This is a genomic window from Streptomyces sp. NPDC058665 (genome assembly GCF_042714995.1).
Taxonomy (GTDB): domain Bacteria; phylum Actinomycetota; class Actinomycetes; order Streptomycetales; family Streptomycetaceae; genus Streptomyces.
In genome coordinates, this window is sequence record NZ_JBHXRX010000008.1 from 68,135 (window position 1) to 87,655 (window position 19,521).

Below are 19,521 nucleotides of genomic sequence, written 5' to 3' on the forward strand. Positions count from 1 at the left end.
CGCCCCGTGGGCGGACGGCGCGGCGCGTCGGACGCGCGCCAGGCCGTGTCCGACGCGTGGCGTCCGGCGCGGGGCGTCCGGCGCGCATGCTCGCCGCGCTGTCGGTCAACTACGCCTGGTACGAGAGCGATCTTCCGCCTTGCGAGGGCAGGAACCGGCCGCAGCGCGCCCCGCCCGGCGGGCGCCGGCGCCGCGCGGCAAACACGCCCTAGCGCAGCCAGCGGCGCCACCACGGGCGGCCGCGCGGCGCGCCGCCGCTGGTCCATGGGGTCCAGGGGAACGACAGCAGCGCCAGCCCGCGGGTGTTGCGGGGCGGTGGAGGTGGTGGCTCGGGCAGGTGCGGCAGGGACGTTGTCGCCGGGACGGACGGGATCGAGACCGCGTCCGGGCGGGGCACCGCGGTCACCTCGATCCGGCACGGGCGGGCGTTCAGCGGGATCTCCACGCGCTGCTCCGCCAGATAGCGGCTCCGCGCCACCCGCATCTCCTGGCGCCGACCCTCCTGCTCCCACGCCACCAGCACCAGTACCGCGGGCTCGGGCCAGCGGAATCGCAGCTCCGCCTTGCCCGGCACCGTCCGACGGGCCGTCAAGTCCTCGACCGCGCCCGGTCGTTCGACCAGGACGCTCGATCCGGCCACCGCCCTGTCGCCCAACACGCTGACCGGTGTCATCCGGACCCGGGTGCGCACCTCCGGCACTACGGTCACCGGGCCCACACCCGGCGCCGAGAACGCCGCCGGGGTGCCTGACACATCGTCACCCGTCGCCGTGGGCAGCCCCGGCCACTCCACCAGACGGCCGTCACCCCGCACCGGCGGACGCCAGTCGATGGTCACCGTGCCGTCCTCCAGGCGCTGTACGGTGACGTCCTCCACCGGCGAAGGCCATTCGACCGCCGTCGCCGCGACCCGCAGCCCCGGCGACCACACCAACTCCCCGCCGTCGCCCGGCAGATCGGGGACGGCCGGATAGCCGCACGAGATCTCGTACAGATACGTTCCGGGCCGCAGCGGGCGGTCCACGAACCCCTTGCGCCCGGCGGGCACCAGCAGCCCGTCGACCGGCACACCGTCCATCGGCTGCCCCGGCCCCGCCGCCTGTCCCGCCCGGCGCGGCGTCGAGCGCACCGCCCTGAATGCCGTGGCCGCCGGGTGCGCCCGCCACTCCAGCCGTACGCCGTCGGGCACCGGCACCGCGCGGACCTCCTCCACGTCCGGCACCAGCAGCACCGCACCCGTGACACGCGGCACCCCCGCCAACTGGCCCCGGCGCAGCGGCAGTACGGCGTACCGCACCCGCTTGCCGATCGGGGCGTCCGGATCGAGCACCGAGAGCGAGGCGTCCGGGTACGGCACCTCGACGGTCCGCTCGGGTGCCCCGTCCAGGAACCGCAGCACCCGGTACGACACCGGCCCCCCGAGCCTGGCGGTGTCACGCGGCAGCCGCGCGGCCGTCCATCTGAGCGTGACGGCCCGCCGCTCGACGGTCACCCGCAGCGCCGAATCGACGGGTTCCCGCGCGTCGGGGGAGTGCCGCTCGTCCGCGAGGAGCGTGGCGGCGCCGAGCAGGCCCGCCATCGCCCGCTCGTCGTCGGCCGCCCGCCGCACCGCCGCGAGCCAGGAGACCGCCGCCGCGCGCGACTCGCCCAGCAGCCCGAGCCGCCGCGCCTCGGCCATCAGTCGGTCCACGGCCGCCGCCCGCTCGTTCAGCCGGGTCCGGAAGTTCGCGAGCACATGGTCGGCCGGACGCGCCGGAAGGAGGTCCGCGATCCGCAGCGCCTCCCGCAGCCGGTCACCGGGCCACACCTCGTTGACCGACTCGGCCGCGTCACGGGCCGGCCCCTTGCCCGGAAAGCCCGCCGCGACGGCGGACGCCAGCGCGGCGGCGTCCGTGCTGTGCACACCGAGCGCCTCCGCCGCCTCCGCCGTCGGCCCCCCGGCCCTGTCCTTCAGCGCGCGGCACACCTGCCACAGCACGATGCGGCGCGGCCCCATCGGATCGTCCCGGACGACGGTCTCCATCGTGTCCATCAGGGCCGCGGCCGTACCCGCGCGCGGATCCGTCGAGGTGCGCCAGCGCTCGGCCGTCTCCTGTACATGGCGCAGGTCCACCCGCGTCCACGCCCGTCCCCTGGCCGGGAACCACAGCCCGTCCAGGATCCGGAACCCGTCGTCCGTCGCGGCCTTGGGCAGCGTCGCGAACGGGCTCGTACCGGCTTCCACGGCCGGACCCCGCAGCAGATCGGCGGCATGCCGGAACCCCAGCCGGCTGATCACCGAGTCCAGGTCGGCGAAGCCCCGCATCCCGGGGAACTGCGGCAGGACGGGCAGCGGCAGCCGCCGCGCGTCCGTACCACCGTCCGTGCCTTCCGCCCGTGCACCGGGCCGCCACCGCTCCACGCCGTGGGTCCTCTCGTTCGTCGCGGCTCCAGGGCCGGTCCTCAGCCTGTCTTCACGCCGGCCCGACCTGTTCAGCCGGGCGAGGTGTAGAAGTAGATCCGGATGATCGCCGTGTTCGCCGGTTCGCCGAGATCGTGGAAGTCGTCCGTCGCCGTCTTCTTGGAGAACATCTCCGGACGGGCCTTGCTGAGCAGCGAGTTGACGCGGTGCGCGTACTCCGTGCCGCCCTGGCTGCCACCGAAGGTCAGCACCAGCGCTGCGGTGCGCCCCGGCCATTTCTTCGTGCCCTTGTTGATCTGGGAGACGATCTCCTTGGTCTCGCCGCCCTTCACCCGGATCTGCTGAGGCTTCAGCTCGACCGATCTCGGCCCGGCAGGGGTCGGTGTCGGCGACGGTGAGGGTGAGGCGGACCGCGAAGGTGACGGCTTGCCGGTGGCGCGGGCGGCCAGCGGGTCCGGCCGGTCCGCCATCGACACCAGGGCGAGCACCAGCACCAGGTCGGCGAAGAGCCAGCCGGCCAGCATGATGACGCCGGGCCGCCCGCCGCGCCGTACCCGTCCGGCCAGTTGGCCCACCCGGCGTACGGGACGGCTCACGGGCCCACCTCGTCCTGCGGCGGATACGGCGGACGCGCCGCCGGACCCTGCTGGGGAATGCCGGGCGTGGTCGGCGCATCGGGACCGCCACCCGCCCCGCCGCCGGAACTCCCGTTGCCCGCCCCGCCGTTCGCCCCGCCGTTCGCGCCGGTCAGCAACAGCCGTTCCGTGGGCGTGTCGTACTCGAAACCCGCCCCGTTCGCGCGCCCGCCCGGAAGCGTCGGCGCGGTGGACGGGTCGGGCGCGGGGTCCGGCGCAGGGCCGAAGAACGGGTCGCCGCCGGCGTCGGGCGACGCACCGGACCCGGCCCGTGGCACCGACAGCCCGCGCAGCCCGGTGTCCAGCCGCGCCGCCGCGTCCTGCCAGTGCGCCGCCGCCGCGTCCCAGCGCTCGGTGGCCTCCCGCATCCCGTCCACGGCTTCGTTCGTGCGCCCCGCGCTGTCCACCAGCGCCTGCGACGCGCGCTCCGTGGCCTGCGCCACCGTCTCCGACTTCGTGGCCAGCGTCTGCTGCGCGGCGGCGAGCGCCTTGAGCGACGACTCCACCGTGTCGCCCGCCGACTTGATGCGGTCGGCGATCTTGCCCGCCGCGGCCTGGTTCTCCGCGCCCGCCTGCATGGTCGCCGCCTGACCGCCCCGTACGGCGGCCTCGATACGGTCCGCCACCGTGCCGAGCTTCGGCAGCTCGCCCGTCAGCGCGAGCGCGGCGTTCTCCAGCGAAGTGGTCGCGTCCTCCAGCGCCTTCGCCGATGTGACCAGCGAGTTGTGACTGCGGTCGGCGCGCGAAGCCAGCGACTCCATCCGGGTGGCGGCCTTGCTCAGACCGGCCGTGAACTGCTGCGGAGACGCGGCACGGTGGGGTACGAGCGTCAGCTGGATCCGGGTGAGCAGGGACGCGAGCCGGCCGAGCAGATACTCCTGCTCCCCGTTCAGCTTCGCCTCCGCACGGTCGCCGCGCGAGCGCGCACGGGCGTGCCACACCGAGAGCACCACCAGCAGGCTGATCAGCACGACCGCCATCAGCGCCACGTTCTCGAACCGGCCCGACGACGAGAGATGCCCGCCGAAGCCCGTCTGCCACAGCTGGAGGAACGGCCTGGTCGCCTCCTTGGGATTCTCCTGGCTCAACTCACCGTAGGCGCGCACCGCTTCCCGCAGTCCGAACCAGGTGATGAGGAGCGGGACGAACACCAGAACACCCAGCAGGGCCTCCAAGGAGCCCTCGCGCACGGGGCGTTGACGCAGCTCGTCACGCACCGTCCGCAGGAGCACCTTGGCTCCGGACTTGGCCGCCAGCGCGGTCCGCAGCTGTGTGTGGAGCGCCGCGCGGCGGCCCGCCGGCGCCTGGGCCAGACTCTCCGGGCGTACGTAGGACTGCACCAGGTCCAGGTCGGCCCAGCGGTCGAGGCGCTTGTGCTGCTCCAGGTCCTGTGCGAGGTCGATGAGTTCAGCACTGCGCAGTTCGAAGGCGGGCTCGGCGGCGAGAGTCCTCAGCTCGGCCGCCAGCTTCTTCTGCTCCGGGTCCGCCTGCGCCGTGCTGGGTGATACCTGTGCCAACCCTGTTTCCCCCTGAAATCGGGTGCTCCCCGTGAACGTGCACCGTTGTAACGCCCGGCCGCCTCGCCGCGACACCTCATGTGGGGACGCCCCCGAGATGGCGGTGGTTCCTCGTGTTGTGCTTCGGTCGTCGTGAAAGGGTATCTCCCAGGCCGAGTTGACGATCCCACAGGGCGGATCCTCACGACCGGCACTCCGGCTCGGCCCCCGTACCCGCCGTTGACAGGGGTACGGGGCGGACCTACGTTCTGACAGAAAGCGCTTACTCGGCTGGCCCCGAAGGGGGAGTGTTGACGACGTACAGCACCACCTCAACCGCAGAGACAGACGTAGGCACAGGCACAGACACCGGAGACGCAGCCGCCGGTTTCCCCGGACTGCCCGGCGCCGTCGCCGTGTCACACCTGACCGTGTACGACTGGGAGGCGGCCGACGGTCTCCACGGTGGCACCCCGCATCTGCATCTGACGTGCTCCGAGGGGTATGTGGTGACGGCGGGCCGGGGCGCCGTACAGACCCTCACCGCCGAAGGGTTCGAGAGCACCCCGCTGGAGCCGGGCGCACTGGTGTGGTTCACGCCCGGCACCATTCACCGGCTGGTGAACGAGGAGGGCCTGCGGATCGTCGTACTGATGCAGAACAACGGACTGCCCGAGGCCGGGGACGCCGTGCTGACCCTGCCGCCCGAGCACCTGACCGACCCCGAGACCTACGCGCGCCTCGTACGGGTCCCCGAGGGCACCGAGGCGGAGCAGGCGGCGTTCGCACGGCGCCGGCGGGACCTGGCGGTCGAGGGCTTCGCGGCGCTGCGCGCGGCGTGGGACGCCGGGGACGAGAAGCCGCTGCTGGACTTCCACCGCGCGGCCGGCGCGCTGGTACGGTCGAGGCTCGACGCGTGGCGGGCGCGCTGGGAGGCGGGTGCGGCGGAGGCCGCGCGGCAGACCGGCGCCCAGCTCGGCCGGCTCGCCGAGGGGGACGTGTCGCACCTCGCCGATGCGCGGGTGCATGCCCGACTGCCGGAGGCGCACGGCAAGTTCGGGATGTGCGGGCGCCTCGACACGTACCTCGTCTGAAGGACCCGCCCGAAGTGCGGCGATGCGATGCGCCGGTCGGACCGGCGCACCGCACCACGTCGGATCAGTCCGCGTAGACCTCCAGTTCGGAGAGCTGCGCGGCCGGCCAGCCCGTGTTGCCGGTCACGGTCACCCGTACGTACCGGGTCGGCGTGCCGGGCAGGCCGACGGTGGCGGTGTTGGCACTCGACGGGTTGAAGGTGACGCCCGCCGGTGCCTTGAGTGAGGTGTAGGTGGAGTTGTCGGAGCTGCCCGAGACGCCGAGTGTCTGCGTACGGGTCTGCCACGCCGCGGCAGGCGGAAGCTTCAGCACCAGCCGGTCGACGTTCTTCGCCGAGCCGAGATCCACGGTGATGGACTGCGGGAAGGCGTTGTTGGTGCTCTCCCAGTAGGTGCTGGCGTCGCCGTCCACGGCGTTGCCGGGGCCGTACGTCTGTGTCTGGCCGGTCGCGGTGACCGGACGGCCGTCGGCGAGGTTGCCCTCGTCGCCCGGCGGGTCGGTCGGGGGATCGGTCGGCGGGTCCGTCGGGTCCCCGGGGTCCACGGGACCGCCGGGCACACCGCCGTTGGTCCACTCCGGCGCGGGCCACACACCCGTGCAGGCGGGCGGGTTGGAGTACCAGCCGGAGTTCCCGCCGCCGACCTGGGTGATCTGGAATCCGGCGCCCACACAGTTGTGGATCGTGTTGGACTGGGCGATGTTGGTGGCCTTGACGTTCTCGAAGGTGGCCCTGCCCGGTGCCTGGATCTGGAGTGCGTAGGTACCGGCGCCGTCGATCTTGATGTTCTTGAAGTTCAGCCCGTTCGTCGCGCCCTCGATCAGATGGATCGCGGCGTAGGAGCTGTCGAGTATCTCGGTGTCCGTGATGTTGATGGTGGCGTTGTTGATGGGTTCGTTGAGCCCGCTGAACCACACGGCTCCGACACCGAACTGCCAGTTGAAGTCGTTGTTCCCGGCCCGGATCAGCGTGTTGCGCGCGGCGGTGTGGGTACCCGAAACGGCTGTGCCCTGACCGGAGTTGACACCTGGGTAGCGGTTGGCGATGTGCAGGCCGCCACCGTTGGTGATGGTGTCCGACATGACGTTGTCGGAGATGGTGATGTCCTTGCCGCCGTAGGTGACGATGTTGTTCGCCAGGATCGGCAGGATCACCGTGTTGAACGTGAACTTGTTGTTGACGTTGGGGATGTTCTCCGCCCACATGGCCAGACCGTCGTCACCGGTGTTGCGTACGAAGGTGTTGGTGACGGTGGAGTTGGTGACGCCGTAGTGGAAGTTCACGCCGTCGGCCGTCTGGTCCAGGATGCGGCTGTTCCTGATGGTGAGGTTGTTCATCGGACCGTCCACCCAGACACCGCACTTGGTGTGCTGCATCCAGATGTTGTCGATGACGGAGTTGGACAGCGCGCCACCGATGGCGTTGACCTGGTCGTTGTCCACGCGCTCACGGATGTCGCCGATGATGGCGAAGTCCTTTAGGGTGACATCGCTGCTGCCGCCCTGGTTCGCGTACTTCCCGTAGACGCCGACCGCCTTACTGCGGTCGGTGGGATGCCGGCCCTTCAGGACGCTGTACCAGGGCCCGGCGCCGGCGAGCGTCACCTTGTCGACCACGATGTGATCGCGGATCTCGAAGTTGCCCTGCGGGATGTAGACGGTTCTGTTCTGCGCCTGCCCGGCGGCCACCGCCGCCTGGAACTTGGCGGTCGAGTCCGCGGCGCCCGTCGGGTCGGCGCCGAAGTCGGCGACGACGTCGAGCGCGCCCGCCGGCTTGGCCTTCGGCGCTTCCACCTGCTCGAAGTCGGCGAGGTCGATGGTGAACGTCGGTGACTGCGCGGTCGACGACACCTGGAGCCGGACCTTGGTGCCGACCCCCAGGGTGGAGCCGAACATGGTGCGCGTCTCGTCGTAGAAGTGGTGGGGGTTGGTGTCGCCGGGGTTGTTGTTGAACGGGTAACCGCCGTAGTACCAGCCGTACTTGGAGGTCACGAGTACGTTCTTGAGCTGGTTCCCGTTGACCCGTACGTCGATCCCGGCGTCCCGGCCGGTCCCGGCCGAGTTGTCGGGCAGCGAGTAGCGGAAGGTCATGGCGTTGGCCGGCTTGGTGAGGGTGAACTCCACGTACTCACCGACCGCGTCGAGCGTCACGGCCTGCCGTCCGGAGGCTTCGGAGGGAAGCGATCCGTACAGCCGGTTGGGGCCGATCAGGGTGCCGTTGGTGGCCGCGTACTCGGCCTCGTGCTCCACGAACGGCACGGTGGCGCCCCGGCCGGGGATGCCGACGGGGGAGGGGGCGGGCACGCCGGCGGCAACGGCTGCCGGAGCGGCGGACATCACGACCACGGCGGCCGTCCCGGCCACCGCCGTCGCGAGAGCCAGAGAGACGGACAGGGAGGCGGAGAGCGAGGCGGATATGCCGCGGCGGAGCAGGCGGCGTCTCGGGGGAGGTGTCACAGACATACGTCCTTGCGGCTCGTGGGGGACTCTGCGGACGCGAGAAGGCTAGGAGTGGTTCCGCAGGAAGTCTATGAATCCGCGCAAGAATTGGATGCTTGGTCAGAATTTCCATGCACGACCTACTGGCCTTTCCCCTATATATGCAGGCAAGTTGGTCTCCGGTCTGATGTAACCACCGGGCAACTCCCGTGATCGCAACGCCAGTTGGCGACCTCGCCGAGCGTCCTTCAATCGCAAAACTCTTCCTGATCGCAGCAAGAAGCAATGCCCTGGCGGACGTTCCGTCCGGGGCTCCCGCGCCTCTTGTGAGCCCTCCCGGATCGGCCATACGATTCTTGACACGGACATGAAACGATTCAATCAAAGGGGCTGGCATGGGCATGGGCTGGACACGCAGAAGTCTCCTGGGCACTTCCGTCGTGGGCGCCGGCGCCGGAATCGTCTCTCTCGCCGCCGGCCCGGCGGCCTCGGCCGCCACTCCCGCGAAGGGCCACGAGCCCTCGCGCGGCGGCGGGCTGCGCGTCGTCGCCGCGAAGGTGGAGTACGCGGAACACGTCCTCGGCACCGACAACCCGGCCCCTCTCCTCTCCTGGGAGCTGACGGCCGACGGCCACGGCGCCCGGCAGAGCGCGTACCAGATCAGGGCCGCCACCGACCCCCGCGACCTCGCGCGAGGGCGCCAACTCCTCTGGGACACCGGCAAGGTGACCTCCCCGCGTACCGTCGCCGTCCCCTACGCCGGGCCCGTACTGCCGCCCCGTACCCGCTGCCACTGGCAGGTCCGCGTCTGGGACAGCTCCGGCGATGTCTCGTCCTGGAGCACGGCCGGCTGGTGGGAGACCGCGCTCGGCGACGAGAAGTGGGGCGCCACCTGGATCGGCGCCGACGCGGGCGCCGATCCCCTCACCCTCGACGGCGCCTCCTGGATCTGGACCGAAGGCGCGACCACCGGCGACGCCCCCGCCGGACCGCGCTGGTTCCGCGCCGCCTTCGACCTCCCCGCCGGCGCCGCCGTCGCGAGCGCTACCTTCGTCGCCACCGCCGACGACGACTTCACCCTCCACCTCGGCGGCACACAGGTGGCCCACGCGCCCGAACAGCAGGACGGCTGGCGCACCGGCAGGACCGCCGATGTCACCGAAGCCGTCAAGGCGGCAGGACAGCGCGTCGTGCTCGCCGCCGTGGCCACCAACCGCGGCGGTGCCTCCGTCAACCCGGGCGGATTCATCGCCCGGCTCGTCGTGGAGACCACCGACGGGCAGAGCCGTGAATTCGTCACCTCCGGCGACTGGCTGACCGCCGATACCGAACAACAGGGCTGGCAGCGGCCGGACTTCGACGACAGCGGCTGGGCTCCCGCCAACGTTCTCGCCCCCTACGGCGAAGGCCCCTGGGGCGACGGAGTGTCCGTCTCCCTGCCCGAGGCTCCCGCGCCCCTGCTGCGCCGCGAGTTCGCCGTACGCAAACCGGTCACCCGCGCCCGCCTCTACATCAGCGGACTCGCCTACTACGTCGCCGAGTTGAACGGCGAAACCGTCGGCGAGCAGGTGCTCGACCCCGCGTTCACCGACTACGACGAGACCGTCATGTACGCCGTCCACGATGTGACGTCCCTGCTGCGCCGGGGTGACAACGCCATCGGCGTCACCCTGGGCCGCGGCTTCTACGGCATGACCACCCCCAACGTCTGGAACTGGCACCAGCCGCCCTGGCACGGCGAGCCCCGCCTCCTGTGCCGACTGGAGGCCGAACACCCGGACGGCACACGCACCACCGTCGTCTCCGACACCGACTGGCGCATGACCGAGGGACCCACCCTGACCAACTCCCTCTACGCCGGCGAGACGTACGACGCGCGCCTGGCCCCCACCGGCTGGACACGCTCCGGCTTCGACGACCGGGAGTGGCGCTCCCCGGGCGCCCAGCAGGCACCGAAGGGCGCCCTGCGTGCCCAGCCGCACGACCCCATCGAGATCATCGACACCATCACGCCCACCAAGATCAGTGAACTGCGTCCCGGCGTCTACGTGGTCGACATGGGCCGCACCACCGCCGGCTGGACCCGACTGACCGTCAAAGCGTCTGCGGGCACGGTCATTTCGCTCACTCACGGCGAGAAACTCAAGGCCGACGGCAGCGTCCACGCCGAGACCGGGCATGTCCCCGGCCGCTTCCAGCGCGACGAATACATCTGCGCGGGCGGCACGAAGCCCGAGGTGTGGGAGCCCTCGTTCTCGTACAAGGGCTTCCGATACGTCCAGATCGAGGGCCTGCCCGCCAGGCCCGAACCGTCCGACGTGCTCGGCAGGACCGTCCACACCAAGGTCGAGGAGGTCAGCGCGTTCTCCTGCTCCGAGCCCTTCTACGAGCAGCTCGACAAGGCGATGCGCCGCACCCTCCTGAACAACCTGCACGGCATACCGACCGACACCCCCATGTACGAGAAGAACGGCTGGACGGGCGACGCGCAGCTCGGCGCGCCCACCCTCGAATACGGCTTCGGCGTCCACCGCTTCCTCGGGAAGTGGCTGGACGACCTGAAGGACAGTCAGAACGCCGACGGACAGCTCCCGGTGATCGTCCCGAGCGGCGGCTGGGGTTACGGCGACCTCGGCCCGTCACCGGAGTGGACCACCGTCTACCCGTTCCTGGTACGGGAGATGTACCGGGTGTACGGCGACGACCGGGTCGCCCGGCAGCACTGGCCGGTCCTCACCCGCTATCTGAACTGGGAGCTGGACCGTCTTGTGGACGGCCTCGCTATCACCGCCCTCGGCGACTACCTGCCGCCCGGCTACGGCGGCAACCCGCCCGAGGACACCCGTCTGACGGCCACCGCCTATCTGCACCGCGCCCTCGTGGGCGCCGCCGAGATGGGCGAACTGCTGGGCCACGACGATGTCGCCGCGCGCTATCGCACGGCGGCGGCCGGGCTCAAGGACGCCCTCAACGCGGAGTTCCTCAACGACGCCGGGCACTACAGCACCGCCAAGGACCCGGACTACCGGCAGACCTCCAACGCGATCCCGCTCGCCTTCGGCCTCGTCCCCGCCGGCGCCCGCGCCTCCGTCGTGGACAGCCTCGTCGCCGACATCACCGCACGCGGCAACCACCTCAACACCGGCGCGCTCGGCACCAGCGTGCTGCTGCGCGTCCTGTGCGCGCACGGCCACCCGGACATCGCCCACGCCATCGCCACCCAGCGCACCTACCCGAGCTGGGGCTACTGGTTCGACAACGGCGCCGACACCATGTGGGAGATGTGGCAGCTCGACTCCCGCTCCCGCGACCACTACTTCCAGGGCACCGTCGCCCAGTGGCTGTACGAGAACGTCGCCGGGCTGCGCCCCGGCGACGACGGCTACCGCACCTTCACCGTCCGCCCCGACGCCCGCACCGGGGTCAGCTGGGCGCGCACCTCGATCCGTACGGTGCGTGGACCGGCCTCGGTGGCATGGTCCAAGGTCGGCCGTGACCTGCGGCTGACGGTGAAGGTGCCGGTCGGGGCGAGCGCCGAGGTCCATGTGCCCGCCGACCGCGAGGACAAGGTGACCGCGCCGAAGGGCGCGACGTTCGTCCGTACGGAGCCCGGCTTCCAGCTCTACCGCGCGCCCCACGGCACTTGGGACTTCGTGGCCCGCGGCTGACTCATGCCGCCGGGGCGGGCTCAGTTCTCTGCCCTCGATCGCCAGACGGGCCCTGTGCCTTGTCCTCAATCGCCGGACGCGCGCTGTGCCTTGTCCTCAATCGCCGGACGGGCTTGAAGCCCGTCCGGCGATCGACGACAAGCGTGGCGACACGGCCCGCCTCGAAGTGTGGTGACGGAGCGTCAGCTCCGGTGCCCGCCGCCGGCGCGCGGCATCGAGGACTCCCGCACCACCAACTCCGGTTGCAGCACGATCTGTTGATGCCGGTGATCGGCCGCCGACTCACCCGTCTCCTCGATCAGCAGCTCCGCCGCGAGCCGCCCCATCTGTGAGGCCGGCTGGCGCACCGACGTGAGCGGCACCGCCGCGGCCGACGCGAACTCGATGTCGTCGTACCCCACGAGCGCCATCTCGTCCGGCACGGTCACCCCCGCCCCGTACATCGACTGGAGCACCCCGAGCGCCAGCAGGTCGTTCGCGCAGAAGACCGCGCTCGGCCTGCTGTGCAGCCCCAGCAGCCGGGCCCCGGAGTCACGGCCCGCCGACACGTCCAGCCGCTCCGCCTCCACCACCCGCAGCCGGTCGGCCGGCAACCCGGCCTCCTCCAGCGCCAGCAGCGCGCCCGCCCGCCGGTCCCGGCACTGCGCGAGATGCAGCGGACCGGACACATACGCGATGTCGGTGTGCCCCTGGGCCAGCAGATGACGCATCGCGAGCGCCCCGCCCGTCACATCGTCCACCGACACCGAACAGCCCTCCTCGCTCGGCACCACCCGGTCCACGAAGACGAACGGGATGTCCTGCCGCCGGAAGCTCTCCAGATTCCGGCCGGTCTCGTCGGCCGGTGTGATCAGCACGCCACGCACCCGCTGCTCGCTGAAGAGCCCCAGATACTCGGCCTCCTCGCTGCTGCTCTGCGCGCTGTTGCAGAGCATCACACCGAGCCCGGACTGCCGGGCCACCCGCTCGGCACCGGTCGCGACGTCCACGAAGAACGGGTTCGCCATGTCGAGCACCAGCAGCGCGATGATGCGGCTGCGGCCGGCCCGCAGATGGCGGGCCGACTCGCTGCGTACATAGCCCATACGCTCGATGGTGGACAGCACCCTCGCCCGTGTCTCCTCGGCCACCGAATCCGGCCGGTTGATCACGTTCGACACCGTGCCGACGGAGACGCCCGCCACCCGGGCGACGTCCTTGATTCCCACCGATTGCGCCATCAGACAGTGACCTCCACCAGCTCCAGACCGCTCAGACCGGCGAGCGCGCGCAGTTCCGGAATGATGTCGCCGGGGGCGAGCGCCCAGTGGTGCCCCACTCCGCTCGCACTCCACGCGTCGGTCCATTCGCCCGGGTCACGGCCGAAGTCGACACGCGATGTGGTGTTGCCGATTTCCAGCAGCGGGCCTTGGACCACTTTACCCACCGCGGTGACCAGCCTGTAGCGACCGTCCCTGGACTGGCCGAGTCCGACCAGCGTCACGGGCCCCCGCCGTACGTCGCACTCGACCGACACACCCCAGCCGCGCTTGCCGTGATAGACACCGAGCCCGCGCAGCACAGGCCGCTGCTCGCAGATGGTCAGATTGGCCGGCCCGTCGTGGCCCATCTCGACCACCCCGTCCCGGAAGTTCAGCGCCTGGAGTTCGGTGAAGGTGCCGCCCGCGCCCAGCCGGTCCGTGATCAGCATGGCCAGCGACGTGCGCAGCTCGTACTCCCCGCACGCGGGGACGCCACGTGCCGTCAGCAGCGAGGAACCGAGGATCATGCCCGCGCCGAGGCGTTCGTGGAGCTCACCCTCCAGACCCCGGTGGTAGTACGCAAGCGAGTCCAGCGCGAAGTCGTCCACCAGCCGGTCGAGGCCGACCGACACCCTGGCCGCCCACACCAGGTCCTCCTCCGCCACCGAGTCCGCGATCTCGAACGCCTCGCGGGTCTCCGCCAGCTTCGCGGTCACCTCCGAATCGGCGGCCTTCATCGCCCGGACACGCAGATCGTCGAACTCCAGGACCTCCACATGCCCGCCCAGATTGGCCGGGACCATCGTCAGGTCCGTCGACACGTCGTACATGCCGGGGTACAGGTGACCCATCAGCCCGTGCCGGCCCGTACGCAGTGCCCCGCGCACCCCCGCCGCCCTGATCCACCGGCCGATCCGCTCCCACGCCCGCTCGTCCTCCAGATGCCCGGAGACGGAACGGAACGGCACCCCGACGCGTTCGAAGGCGTTCGCCATCTCCGGCAGCGGACAGGCGCCGCAGTACGCCAGCCACTCGCCGGTGCCGAACGTCGCGTGGTCCATCGCCTCCGTGGGCTGGAGATTGATGAGCAGCACCGGCGCGCCGCTGCGCTGGGCGACGGGCACGAGCATCGTCGCCGTCATGTAGGTGGTGAGGAAGCCGACGATCAGATCGCAGTCGGCGGCCCGCAGCTTCTCGGCCGCCGCCGCGCCCTCCTGAGCGTCGGAGATGAATCCGACGTCCACGACCTCGGCGTCGTAGTCGCCCAGACGCTCCGTCACCCGCCGTGCGGAGAGCTTGAGTTGGGGAAGCAGGCCGGGGAACTGGGGCCAGTAAGCGCCGAGCCCGCCGGAGACAAGGCCGATCCGGGTACGGCGAGGGGTGGTTGGTGCGTTCATGGGGCTGCTCGCTCTCACTCTGCCGGCCGCGGGTACCTCAGAAGTCGAAGTCGCCGATGTTCTTGGCGTCGAAGACCGTCGGCGGGCCGAGGATGATCTCACCGTCCTTGCCGACCGTGTACTCGCCCAGGTCACCGGCCTTGAACTTCTCTCCCTCGGCCCCGGTGATCTGCCCGGACGCCAGCGCCGCCGCCGCGTACGTACCGAGGTAGCCCAGCTTCTTCGGGTCCCACAGCGAGAACTGGTCGAGCGTGCCGTTCTCGATGTACTTGCGCATCTGGTTGGGCGTGCCGAGGCCGTTGAGGACGACCTTCCCCTTGTACGAGGAGTCGCCGATGTAGCGCGCCGCCGCCGCGATGCCGACCGTCGTGGGCGAGATGATCCCCTTCAGGTTCGGGTACGCCTTGAGGAGCCCCTGGGTCTCCTGGAAGGACTTCTGGTCCTGGTCGTCGCCGTACGCGACCTTGACCAGCTTCATGTCCTTGTACTCGGGCTTCGTGAGCTCGTCCTTCATGAACTCGATCCAGGTGTTCTGGTTCGTCGCGTTCTGCGTCGCCGACAGGATCGCGATCTCGCCCTTGTTGCCGAGCTGTTCGGCGATGTTGCGGACCTGGCTGCGGCCGATCTCCTCCGAGCTGGCCTGGTTGATGAAGAGCTGACGGCAGTCCTTGGCGGTGTCGGAGTCGTACGCGACGACCTTGATGTCCTGCCTCATGGCCTGCTTGAGCGGGCCGCACACCGCGTTGGGGTCGTTCGCCGCGATGAGGATCGCGTCCTGCTTCTGCTGGATGAGGGTGTTGATGTACGAGACCTGCGACGACGCCTTCGCGTTGGAGGGCCCGACCTCCTTGCCGGTGGCGCCGATCTCCCCGGCCGCCGCGATGCCCGCGTCGTCGACGATCTTCTCGTACGGGTTGTTGATCTGCTTGGGCAGGAAGGCGATCTTCAGGCCCTTCTTGAGCGGGGCGTCCGGATTCGCCTCGGCGTTGCCCGACTTGGCGGGGGTGTCGTCCTTCACGGAGTCCTTGGTGGTGCCGGAGCAGCCCGACACGGCGAGCGTCAGGGCGCAGAGCGCGGCGGATGCGGTGACGACGCCGCGGCGTCGGGAGCGGGCCTGCGACAGCATGATGAGTGCCTTTCGGGAGGGTCGGAACGGGAAGTCGGAGTGCGGACGACGGGGCGCCGACGTCAGGGCGCGGGCGTGGGGTCGCGAGTGTCAGGGCGCGGCGGAGACCGGGACGGACTCCTCGGCCGCCGTACGCCGGTGCCGGCGCTCCGCGAGCACCGCGATGATCCGGGGAGTCAGCACGGAGGCGACGAGCAGCAGGCCGGTGACGATCACCTGGATCTCGTTGGAGATGTCGTTGAGGGTCAGCAGATTCGTCAGCAGCCCGATCAGCAGCACACCGGCGACGGCGCCGCCCAGCGTGCCCTTGCCGCCGTCGAAGTCGACACCGCCGAGCAACACCGAGGCGATGACGACCAGTTCGAGACCGAGCCCGTTGTCGGCGCGGGCGCTGCCGTAGCGCAGGGTGTAGACGATCCCGGCGAACGAGGCGACGAGACCGGACACCACGAACAGCGCGAGCTTCAGCCGCTTGACGCGGATGCCCGCGAACCACGCGGCGTCCTCCTGCGCGCCGATCGCGAACAGCGAGCGGCCGAAGCCCGTGCAGTGCAGTGCGATCGCCGTACCGACGGCGAGTACCGCGAACAGCGCGACCGGATACGGGACGAAGGTGCCGGGCACCGTCTCCGTGTACGCCGCGTACTTGGCGTACGTCTCCGGGAAGTCGGCCACCGCCTCGTCACCGAGGATGACGGACGCCAGCCCGCGGTAGAGCGTGAGCGTGCCGATGGTGACGGCCAGCGAGGGCAGGCCGACCCGGGTGACGAGCCAGCCGTTCAGCAGCCCGCCGACCGCGCCCGCCAACAGGCAGAGGGGGACGATCAGTTCGAAGGTGAACCCCGCCTGCCAGAGTGAACCCGCGAGCGCGCTGGACAGGCCCAGCATCGAGGCGACGGAGAGATCGACCTGGCCCGCGACCACCAGCAGGGTCATCGGCAGCGCGATCAGCGCGACCTCGGAGATGTCGCCGAGCGCCGCCGACAGGTTGTCCGTGTTGGCGAACCCGTCGGTGGTGCCTGTGCCCGCCAGGAAGACCGCGATCAGCAGGATGCCGACGGCCGTGTCCCAGCGCAGATATCTGCTCAGGGACGCCGGTGCCGTCCGTGTCGCCTCCGCCCGTGCCATGAGTTTCGTCTTCGCTGTCATCGCCGGCTCCTCTTCCTGAGCGCGCTGGTCGTACGCACCTGCAAGACGCGGTCCGTGGTGATCGCGGCGAGCAGCAGCACGCCGGTGATGGCCTGCTGCCAGAAGGAGTCGACCTTGAGGACGACCAGTGCGCTGCCGATGGTGGTGAGCAGCAGCGCGCCGAGCGCCGCGCCCCAGACGCTGCCCGTGCCGCCCGTGATGGCGACGCCGCCGACGACGACGGCGCTGACGACGGTCAGCTCCCAGCCGTTGGCCGCGTCCGCGACGACGGTGCCGAAGCGGGCGAGCCACAGTGCGCCGGCGAAGCCCGCGACGGCGCCGGAGAACGCGTAGGCGGCCAGGATCCGGCGCCGTACGGGAATGCCCGCCAGCCGTGCGGCCTCCGGGCTCGACCCGATCGCGTACAGCTCACGGCCGCTGCGGTAGGTGCGCAGGAAGTAGCCGGTCGCGGCGAGTACGGCGGCGGAGATCAGCGGCAGATACGGGACACCGAGGACGCTGCCGGAGCCCAGGGAGAGCACACCGTCGGGGACGTTCACGGCGTTGATCTGCTCGCCGTGCGCCCAGGCGTGGTCGATGCCCTGGATGATGTAGAGCATGCCGAGCGTCACCACGAGCGCGGGCACCCGGCCGAAGCTGACGAGCGCGCCGCTGACGAGCCCGCAGACCGTGCCGAGCCCGATGCCGAGCAGGACGACGGTCAGCGCGCTGTGGTCGGTGCCGGAGACGAAGTGGCCGCAAGCGAAGGCCGTGAGCCCCACGACCGAGCCGACCGACAGGTCGATGTTGCGGGTCATCACGACCACGGACTGACCGACGGCGAGCAGGACCAGGATCGAGGAGTTGAGAAGCAGGTCCTTGATGCCCTGGTCGTCGAGGAAACCGGGGTTGGCGAGCCAGGTGCCGAGGATCAGCAGCGCGAGCGCGCCGCCGATCGCGATCTCCCGGGCGCGGAAGACGGCGTCGACGAGTGACCGGGCGGACCTGCCCTCGTCGGCGGGGGCCTCGGGGCCGGGCCCGGGAGTGGGGTCGGGGGTGGGTTTGTCGAGCGTGGTGGTCATGGCGTCGGCTCCTTCGCCGCCGTACGTCCGGTGCCGGCGGGTGCGTCGCCGGAGGTGGGTGGCGTGCCCGGCGCACGGCCGGTGGCCGCGGCCATCACGGTCTCCTCCGTCGCCCGCTCACGCGGTATCTCGGCGGTGAGCCGCCCCTCGTGCATCACGAGGATCCGGTCGGCCATGCGCAGCACCTCGGGGAGATCGGACGACACCATCAGGACGGCGAGTCCGTCCGCGGCCAGTGACGAGAGCAGCCGGTGGACCTCGGCCTTCGTACCGACGTCGATTCCGCGCGTCGGCTCGTCGACGATCAGCACGGCCGGGTCGGTGGCCAGCCACTTCGCCAGGACGACCTTCTGCTGATTGCCGCCGGACAGGACCGACACCGGATCGGCGAGCCTGCTGTACTTGAGCTGGAGCTTCACCGCCCAGTCGGCCGCGCGCCCGTGTTCGAGCGCCCGGCTGACCAGACCGCGGCGGCGCACGTCGCGCAGCCCCGTCAGGCCGATGTTGCGCTCGATGGACATCTCCATCACCAGACCGCGCAGCCGCCGGTCCTCGGGGACGAGCGCCAGCCCCGCGTCCATCGCCGCCGTCGGTGAACCGGCGGGCAGGACACGGCCGTCGACCTTCACCTCACCCGCGTCGGCGCGGTCCACACCGAAGACCGCCTGCGCGACCTCGCTGCGGCCCGCCCCCACCAGCCCTGCGAGGGCGACGATCTCACCCCGCCGTACCTCGAAGGACACGTCCCTGAAGACGCCTTCACGGGTCAGCCTGCTCACCGACAGGACGGTCGAGCCGGGCTCCGCCGGCGCCTTGGGATACAGGTCGTCCAGCTCACGGCCGACCATCCGGCGCACGAGGTCGTCCTCGGTGAGTCCGTCGAGCGGCTCGGAGGCGACGTGGCGGCCGTCGCGCAGCGTCGTGACGTGCGAGCAGAGGCCGAAGATCTCCTCCAGCCGGTGCGAGATGAACAGCACCGCCGCGCCTTCCGCCCGCAGCGTCCGTACGACGGAGAACAGCCGCGCGGTCTCGCTGCCGGTGAGCGCGGCCGTGGGCTCGTCCATGATCAGGACACGCGCGTCGAAGGAGAGCGCCTTGGCGATCTCGACGATCTGCTGGTCCGCGATGGACAGTCCGCGCGCGGGCCGCCGGGGGTCGAGCGCGACCCCGAGCCTGGTCATCAGGTCGGCCGTCGCGCGGTGGACGGCCTTGCGGTCGATACGCCGGGCCGAACGCCGTGGCTGACGGCCCATGAAGATGTTCTCGGCGATGGAGAGATCGGGGAAGAGCGTCGGCTCCTGATAGATGACGGCGATCCCGGCGTCCCTCGCGTCGGCGGGGCCGTGGAAGACGACGGGCTCGCCGGCGAGCAGGATGTTTCCCTCGTCGGGGCGGTGGACTCCGGCGAGAGTCTTGATCAGAGTGGACTTGCCCGCACCGTTCTCGCCGGCCAGGGCGTGGATCTCACCGGGCCACAGATCCAGGGAGACGTCGTGCAGGGCCCGTACGGCTCCGAAGGTCTTGGAGACTCCCCTCAGCGCCAGGACAGGGGCGGGGCCCTTGTCGGGCTTTTCCATGGCGGGCTCCTCGGCTGTAGCGGCCGTGTCGATGTCTCAATCATGAAAGGATTCAACTTTTCCGGAAGCTAGACGTGCCGAGCGGTTCGAGTCAATGGGCGTGCACGGGAAACCCTCGTCTTTTCGGTGTGGAGGAGCAGTGTGCACGCTGCGCGCGAGTCGGGGCCTTGACAGGCGGGTCGGCCCGGCTCATCATCGGCCATGGTGAATCGATTCATGGTCTGTTGAATGGAGCGTTG

Annotated in this window: 12 protein-coding genes; 2 read left to right on the forward strand and 10 right to left on the reverse strand. The window is 70.7% G+C overall.

Going from position 1 to position 19,521, the window contains the following annotated elements; genetic code table 11:
* Positions 1 to 208: 208 nt before the first annotated feature.
* The 3 genes from ACFWV8_RS07205 to ACFWV8_RS07215 all read right to left on the reverse strand — a co-directional run bounded on the left by ACFWV8_RS07205 (position 209) and on the right by ACFWV8_RS07215 (position 4,553).
* Positions 209 to 2,401, reverse strand: a complete 2,193-nt coding sequence (locus ACFWV8_RS07205; protein ID WP_384198778.1) for a hypothetical protein — start codon at positions 2,399 to 2,401, stop codon at positions 209 to 211.
* A gap of 71 nt (positions 2,402 to 2,472) precedes the next feature.
* On the reverse strand, positions 2,473 to 2,925 hold the full coding sequence (locus ACFWV8_RS07210) for a hypothetical protein (protein WP_384198863.1): 453 nt from the start codon (positions 2,923 to 2,925) through the stop codon (positions 2,473 to 2,475).
* A gap of 68 nt (positions 2,926 to 2,993) precedes the next feature.
* A complete protein-coding gene (locus ACFWV8_RS07215) occupies positions 2,994 to 4,553 on the reverse strand; it encodes a hypothetical protein (protein WP_384198780.1) in 1,560 nt (519 codons plus the stop codon).
* Between the two features lie 377 nt (positions 4,554 to 4,930).
* Between ACFWV8_RS07215 and ACFWV8_RS07220 the strand changes: the two genes are divergently transcribed.
* A complete protein-coding gene (locus ACFWV8_RS07220) occupies positions 4,931 to 5,626 on the forward strand; it encodes a cupin domain-containing protein (protein ID WP_384198864.1) in 696 nt (231 codons plus the stop codon).
* Between the two features lie 64 nt (positions 5,627 to 5,690).
* On the opposite strand, the gene ACFWV8_RS07225 is transcribed toward ACFWV8_RS07220, so the two are convergent.
* A complete protein-coding gene (locus ACFWV8_RS07225; protein ID WP_384198782.1) occupies positions 5,691 to 8,081 on the reverse strand; it encodes a discoidin domain-containing protein in 2,391 nt (796 codons plus the stop codon).
* A 383-nt stretch (positions 8,082 to 8,464) separates the two neighbouring features.
* On the opposite strand from ACFWV8_RS07225, the gene ACFWV8_RS07230 reads away from it, so the two are divergent.
* On the forward strand, positions 8,465 to 11,731 hold the full coding sequence (locus tag ACFWV8_RS07230; RefSeq protein ID WP_384198783.1) for a family 78 glycoside hydrolase catalytic domain: 3,267 nt from the start codon (positions 8,465 to 8,467) through the stop codon (positions 11,729 to 11,731).
* Positions 11,732 to 11,913: 182 nt separating this feature from the next.
* Here ACFWV8_RS07230 and ACFWV8_RS07235 read toward each other — a convergent pair whose 3' ends face one another.
* The 6 genes from ACFWV8_RS07235 to ACFWV8_RS07260 form a co-directional block, all read right to left on the reverse strand.
* Positions 11,914 to 12,951: a LacI family DNA-binding transcriptional regulator gene (locus tag ACFWV8_RS07235; RefSeq protein ID WP_384198785.1), complete on the reverse strand. Its 1,038-nt coding sequence runs from the start codon at positions 12,949 to 12,951 to the stop codon at positions 11,914 to 11,916.
* Positions 12,951 to 14,369, reverse strand: a complete 1,419-nt coding sequence (locus ACFWV8_RS07240; protein WP_384198786.1) for an arabinose isomerase — start codon at positions 14,367 to 14,369, stop codon at positions 12,951 to 12,953. The genes ACFWV8_RS07235 and ACFWV8_RS07240 overlap by 1 nt, the downstream gene beginning before the upstream one ends.
* 37 nt (positions 14,370 to 14,406) lie before the next feature.
* Positions 14,407 to 15,495 carry a rhamnose ABC transporter substrate-binding protein gene (gene rhaS, locus ACFWV8_RS07245; protein ID WP_329378655.1) on the reverse strand — a complete coding sequence of 363 codons (1,089 nt, stop codon included), beginning with the start codon at positions 15,493 to 15,495 and terminating at the stop codon, positions 14,407 to 14,409.
* A 90-nt stretch (positions 15,496 to 15,585) separates the two neighbouring features.
* Positions 15,586 to 16,623 carry an ABC transporter permease gene (locus ACFWV8_RS07250; protein WP_384198865.1) on the reverse strand — a complete coding sequence of 346 codons (1,038 nt, stop codon included), beginning with the start codon at positions 16,621 to 16,623 and terminating at the stop codon, positions 15,586 to 15,588.
* Positions 16,624 to 16,640: 17 nt separating this feature from the next.
* The gene (locus ACFWV8_RS07255) at positions 16,641 to 17,705 is read right to left on the reverse strand and encodes an ABC transporter permease (RefSeq protein WP_384198787.1); all 1,065 of its coding nucleotides are present in this window, start codon (positions 17,703 to 17,705) and stop codon (positions 16,641 to 16,643) included.
* Complete coding sequence (locus ACFWV8_RS07260; RefSeq protein ID WP_384198788.1) at positions 17,702 to 19,282, reverse strand: sugar ABC transporter ATP-binding protein; 1,581 nt, start codon at positions 19,280 to 19,282, stop codon at positions 17,702 to 17,704. The genes ACFWV8_RS07255 and ACFWV8_RS07260 overlap by 4 nt, the downstream gene beginning before the upstream one ends.
* Between the last annotated feature and the right edge of the window lie 239 nt (positions 19,283 to 19,521).

Coding starts and splice junctions, on each gene's coding strand:
- ACFWV8_RS07210 (WP_384198863.1), bottom strand. CDS start 2,925: ATGCTGGCCGGCTGGCTCTTCGCCGACCTGGTGCTGGTGCTCGCCCTG.
- ACFWV8_RS07230 (WP_384198783.1), top strand. CDS start 8,465: ATGGGCTGGACACGCAGAAGTCTCCTGGGCACTTCCGTCGTGGGCGCC.
- ACFWV8_RS07235 (WP_384198785.1), bottom strand. CDS start 12,951: ATGGCGCAATCGGTGGGAATCAAGGACGTCGCCCGGGTGGCGGGCGTC.
- ACFWV8_RS07240 (WP_384198786.1), bottom strand. CDS start 14,369: ATGAACGCACCAACCACCCCTCGCCGTACCCGGATCGGCCTTGTCTCC.
- rhaS (WP_329378655.1), bottom strand. CDS start 15,495: ATGCTGTCGCAGGCCCGCTCCCGACGCCGCGGCGTCGTCACCGCATCC.
- ACFWV8_RS07250 (WP_384198865.1), bottom strand. CDS start 16,623: ATGGCACGGGCGGAGGCGACACGGACGGCACCGGCGTCCCTGAGCAGA.
- ACFWV8_RS07255 (WP_384198787.1), bottom strand. CDS start 17,705: ATGACCACCACGCTCGACAAACCCACCCCCGACCCCACTCCCGGGCCC.
- ACFWV8_RS07260 (WP_384198788.1), bottom strand. CDS start 19,282: ATGGAAAAGCCCGACAAGGGCCCCGCCCCTGTCCTGGCGCTGAGGGGA.